5 protein-coding genes are annotated in these 5,307 nt (G+C 65.4%); 2 read left to right on the forward strand and 3 right to left on the reverse strand.

Going from position 1 to position 5,307, the window contains the following annotated elements; all coding sequences use genetic code 11:
• Both modA and mepA read right to left on the reverse strand, forming a co-directional pair.
• Positions 1-627: molybdate ABC transporter substrate-binding protein (gene modA, locus Q8N40_RS02135; protein ID WP_305710637.1), on the reverse strand; the 627-nt coding region annotated here is incomplete at its 3' end.
• A gap of 181 nt (positions 628-808) precedes the next feature.
• The gene (mepA, locus tag Q8N40_RS02140) at positions 809-1,756 is read right to left on the reverse strand and encodes a penicillin-insensitive murein endopeptidase (protein ID WP_305318809.1); all 948 of its coding nucleotides are present in this window, start codon (positions 1,754-1,756) and stop codon (positions 809-811) included.
• Between the two features lie 230 nt (positions 1,757-1,986).
• On the opposite strand from mepA, the gene Q8N40_RS02145 reads away from it, so the two are divergent.
• Both Q8N40_RS02145 and Q8N40_RS02150 read left to right on the forward strand, forming a co-directional pair.
• Complete coding sequence (locus tag Q8N40_RS02145; protein ID WP_305710638.1) at positions 1,987-2,442, forward strand: L,D-transpeptidase; 456 nt, start codon at positions 1,987-1,989, stop codon at positions 2,440-2,442.
• A 322-nt stretch (positions 2,443-2,764) separates the two neighbouring features.
• Positions 2,765-5,026, forward strand: a complete 2,262-nt coding sequence (locus Q8N40_RS02150) for a bifunctional diguanylate cyclase/phosphodiesterase (RefSeq protein WP_305710639.1) — start codon at positions 2,765-2,767, stop codon at positions 5,024-5,026.
• Between the two features lie 185 nt (positions 5,027-5,211).
• Here the strand turns inward: Q8N40_RS02150 and Q8N40_RS02155 are convergent.
• The coding region (locus tag Q8N40_RS02155) for a YegP family protein (protein WP_305710640.1) at positions 5,212-5,307 on the reverse strand (96 nt) is incomplete at its 5' end.

Here is a 5,307-nt window from a genome sequence, read left to right on the forward strand (position 1 = left end):
GGTGCCGACGATCCTGACGCCGGGTTCAACTTTCGCATCGGTCGAATAGACGATCCCGAGCGGCGCCTCGCCGCGCGCCACCAGCGCAAGGGCTGCGCGCACGCTCTCCGCCATGGCGAATTTCGGTTCCGCCGCCTGCCACGCGCCGAGCTTCTCCAGCGCCGCCCTGGCGTATTTGCCTGATGGTACCGCGCTGACGTCGCCGGTCGCGATCCTGCCGTCGCCGGCAAGCCTGGCCAGGTCGAAGCCCGGTCCGATCGCGACCTGGTCGATCCTGGAATCCTTCGGCGCGATCAGGACGAGGCTGTTGCCGAGCAGATTGACCCGCGTCGGCGCGTTGATGGTCTTCTTGGCGATCGCGTAGTCCATCCAGTCGGTGTCGGCAGATGCGAAAATATCCGCGGGCGCGCCCTGCTCGATCTGTTTGGCGAGCGCCGAACTGGCGGCATAGCTGGCGACGATCCTGACGCCCGATTTCGCGGCATAGGCGGCGTCGATCTCGTCGAGCGCGTTCTTCATCGAGGCGGCGGCGAACACCGTCAGGCTCTTGTCCTGCGCCACCGCAGGTGAATAGCTCGATCCAAACAGGATCGTAAGGGCGAGGAAATAACCGGCAAGGCGGTGCATCGTGGCGCTCCATGCGTGGTTGCGGCGGGTCGATGCGCGCAGCTCAAGCGTAGGTTCTAATAAATGCGACAGGCGGAAGCGCCGTTCCGGCAATCCGGCGGATTTACGATCCATCCGGACATCGCTGAGCGAAAGCTTACAGCATTGCCGGAGCGGCGCAAAGGGTCTGCGCGACCGGCGATTACTGTTTGGCGTCCGGCGCGGTCAGCACCGTTCTGCAGGCTTCCGGCAATTGCGCCAGCGTCATCGGCGGCCGCGGCTTCGGCGGCACCTTCGGCGGCTTCGGATGGAGGGTCGAATCCTTGAACCAGAAGGCGAGATCGCCGGCGCTGCAGCCCTCGCCCCCGGTCGGCTCCGGCTGGCTTTCGCATTCGCCGCTGCCCGGCGGGCATTTGATGCGGATGTGGAAGTGATAGTCGTGGCCGTACATCGGCCGGACCTTTTGCAGCCAGCTGCGGTCGCCCTTGGCTTCGCGGCACAGCGCCTTCTTGATCGCGGCGTTGACGAAGATGCGCTGCACGCTCGGCTCCTGCGCCGCGGCGCGGATGACGTTGAGATGGGTCGGCGTCCAGGTGCTCGGCTCGATGTCGAGCCGGTCGGAGCGCACCATCATCACGGCGGAGGTTTCCTCGCGCTCTTCGCGCGACAATCGCCGGTTCGGCATCGGTGTCAGCCAGATATCGGCATCCAACCCGGCTTGATGGCTGGCGTGGCCGGTCAACATCGGGCCGCCGCGCGGCTGCGACATGTCGCCGACCAGGATTCCCGGCCAGCCGGCGTCCTTGCGCGCCTTGGCCGCCAGCCGCGTCACCAGCGCCACCAGATCGGGATGGCCCCAATAGCGATTGCGCGACAGCCGCATCACCTGCCAGCTCTCGCCGTTGATCGGCAGCGCTTCCGCGCCCGCGATGCAGCCCCTGGCATAGAAGCCGACCACGCGGGTCGGCATCGCCGCCGGCAGCACCTTGCGGCCGAACAGTTCCTTGGCGCCGAGCTTGGGGTCGTTGGGATTGGCCAGCGGCGGCAGCGGCTTCGGATTGACGCTGCCCTTGTCCTGCGCCAGCGCCATGGTGGCGCTGACGAAGATTGCGGATATCAGCAGGAAGATGGAGATCAGGCGAGGGTTCATCGAGTCACTCTGTACGTTCGAGCCTAGCACGAAATCGGCAGCCGGCGAAAAGCCGCGCCGGGTGGCAAGTCACAGTTTTCGTCACAGCTTTCCGCGCGGTTTCAGCGAAGCCGCGGGCGGCGGGTTAAGATTAACCGCGACGGGTTGCGTCGGGATGTCGCCCCGGTCTTTACAACCCGCATTCGGCGACGACATCATGCCCGCCATAAAAAAGGTGGCAGGGCGCGATCATGAAACGGCGGTCGAAGCGACGGCTGGCACGGCTGGCATTTGCCGTCGCGGCGGTCATGGCGATCTTGGCGGGATTGGCGCTGACGCCGGCGCAGGCCGGAATCGTGGTCCGCATCGACAAATCGTCGCAGCGCATGGCCGTGAGTGTCGACGGCACGATGCGATATTCCTGGCCGGTGTCGACCGGCCGCCGCGGCTTCGGTACGCCGAGCGGCGTGTTCCAGCCGCAGATGATGGCGCGGCGCTGGTTCTCGCGGAAGTACTACAATTCACCGATGCCGCACGCGATCTTCTTTTACCACGGCTATGCCATTCACGGCACCAATGAACTGGCGCGGCTCGGTGGCCCCGCCTCGCATGGCTGCATCAGGCTGCATCCGTCGAATGCGGCGGCGCTGTTCGCCCTGGTCGAGCGCCGCGGCCGCGGCAATACCCGAATCGTGATCTCGAACTGATGCGTTCTTAACCGTCGGGTAACCTTGTTGCGCATTGGCGAAATTTGGTGCGCGCGCAGGGAATGCGCGCGTTCGATGTGCAATTTTGGTCACCGGCATTGCCGGGGACATGGTTTTCACGCGCTGCTGCGCGTCGTGCGCGCCTCATGTGTCGGACGCACGACATCGGCCGCGCGAATTCGCCCGTTTTGCAGGCAGAAGGATCCTCGCTTTGGTCCGCCGCGAGCCCGTCCGGCGAAGCCGTCACCGCCAAGTGTTACCAATTTTTCAGACACTTATCGGAGAACAAGGTGCGGCGCAGAATGCGAGTGGGCGTAACCGAATGCAGAGAATCCGGCCGAAGCCAACCAGGAAACGCAAGCGTGCGGCGATGGTCCGCATTCCCGGCCGACCGGCAAAGCCCGGTCCGAAACTCCAAGGCAAGCTTGAAGGCAAGCTTGAAGGCAAGCGCCGCGGCGGATCACCCGAGATCGGCGAAATCGTGCGCAAGCGCGCCGAGGCGGAAGCCGCGATCGCGGATGCACGAAAATCCCATGAGCGGCTGCGCGAGGCCATCGACATGCTGCCGCAGGGCATCGTGTTTCTCGACGCCGACGGGCGCTATATTCTCTGGAACAGGAAATATTCCGAGATCTACAACCGCAGTTCCGACCTGTTCCAGCCGGGCGCCCGGCTGCAGGACACCATCCGCATCGGCGTCGAGCGCGGCGACTATCCGGAAGCGGTCGGCCGCGAGGAAGAATGGATCGCCGAGCGGCTGGCCAAACTGCATCGTCCCGACGGACGTCATGAACAGACGCTGGCCGACGGCCGCGTCATCCTGATCGAGGAGCGGTTGACCGAAAGCGGCGGCATCGTGGGCCTGCGCGTCGATATCACTGAACTGAAGCAGCGCGAGGCCTCGTTCCGGCTGCTGTTCGACAGCAATCCCGTTCCGATGATCGTCTGCGCGCTGGACGACGAACGCATCCTCGGCGTCAACGACGCCGCCATCGAGCATTACGGCTACAGCCGCGCCGAATTCGAGAAGCTGACCATCCGCAGCGTGCAGGCCTTCGAGACCGAGCTGCCATGGGGCGGCGACCGCTCCAGCGACGAACAGACCGCGCGCACCTGGAAGCACGTCAGGGCCGACGGCGCGCTGATCGATCTGGCGATCTATTCGCGCCAGCTGGTCTATAACGACCAGTCCGCGGTGCTGCTGGCGCTGATGGATATCACCGAGCGCAAGCGCGCCGAGACGCGGCTCGCCTTCATGGCCCAACATGACGGTCTGACCGGGCTGCCGAACCGCAACCTGCTGCGTCAGCAGATGGACGATATCCTGCTGCACACCAGGCGCAGCGCGGAAAAGGTCGCGGTGCTGGTGCTCGGCCTCGACAATTTCAAGGCGGTCAACGACACGCTCGGCCACGGCATCGGCGACGAGCTGTTGCGCGGCGTCGCCAAGCGGCTGCGATCCACGCTGCGCGAGGAGGACACGCTCGCCCGCCTCAACTCCGACGAATTCGCGATCATCCAGAGCGGGCTGACACGCCCGGAGGATGCGGTGCTGCTGTCCAGGAGGCTGCTGGAGGCGATCGGCGATCCCTATCTGCTCGACGGCCATTCCGTCGTGATCGGTGCCAGCATCGGCATCGCCATGGCGCCCGGCGACGGTGATGAGTCCGAGAAGCTGCTCAAGAACGCCGACATGGCGCTGTCGCGCGCCAAGACCGAGCAGCGCGGCACGTTTTCCTTTTTCGAATCCGGCATGGATGCCCGCGCCCAGAGCCGCCGCAAGATCGAGATCGATCTGCGCGACGCGATCCGGAACGACGTGCTGCGGCCGTATTACCAGCCGCTGGTCGACCTTGCGACCGGGCGCATCACCGGCTTCGAGGCGCTGGTGCGCTGGCCGCACGCCGAACGCGGCATGGTGTCGCCGGCCGATTTCATTCCCGTCGCCGAGGAGACCGGCCTGATCAATCCGCTCGGCGCCCTGATGCTGCGCCGCGCCTGCGCCGACGCGGCACTGTGGCCCGACGACGTCCGCGTCGCGGTCAATCTGTCGCCGCTCCAGTTCCGGACCGGCAATCTGTTGGTGCTGGTGATGGATACGCTGAAGCAAACCGGGCTGCCGGCCACGAGGCTGGAGCTGGAAATCACCGAGACGCTGCTGCTGGAGAAGAGCAGCCAGGTGCTCGCCACGCTGCACGCGCTGCGCGCGCTCGGCGTCCGCATCTCGATGGACGATTTCGGCACCGGCTATTCCAGCCTGAGCTATCTCCGGAGTTTTCCGTTCGACAAGATCAAGATCGACCAGTCGTTCGTGCGCGACCTCGGCGCCAATCGCGACGCGCAGGCGATCGTGCGCTCGATCATCAGCCTCGGCGTCGGCCTCGGCGTGACCATCACCGCCGAAGGCGTCGAAACCGAAGCCGAACTGAGCTGCCTGCGCACCGAAGGCTGCCACGAGGGCCAGGGCTTCCTGTTCAGCCGCGCCCGGCCCAATACCGAGATCGTGGCGCTGCTGAAGGCGCAGCGCGGCCCGGAATTCGTCGCGCCGCAAGACCTGCCCGAGGAAACCGCGCTGGTGGCGTGAGGCGGACTCCGACTCTTCCCTTCTCCCCTTGCGGGAGAAGGTGGCGCGAAGCGCCGGATGAGGGGTTGCCCAACGCGAGCACCGTAACCCACCACCCCAAAAATCCCGCGTTTGGCTTCCTGGCCGGGGGCTTTTTCCCCGCGGCCTTTCCCGGTGTTGGCGGCATCGTGCCTTTCAGGAAGGGTCTATTTGGTCTGGTCGTCGGTGCTGGCGCCCGGCGTATTCTTCTTGATCGATTCGATCGCGCTCATGGCGGATGCCTTTTGCGCATAACCTTCCGA

The sequence above is a fragment of the Bradyrhizobium sp. genome, from assembly GCF_030693485.1.
GTDB lineage: Bacteria > Pseudomonadota > Alphaproteobacteria > Rhizobiales > Xanthobacteraceae > Bradyrhizobium.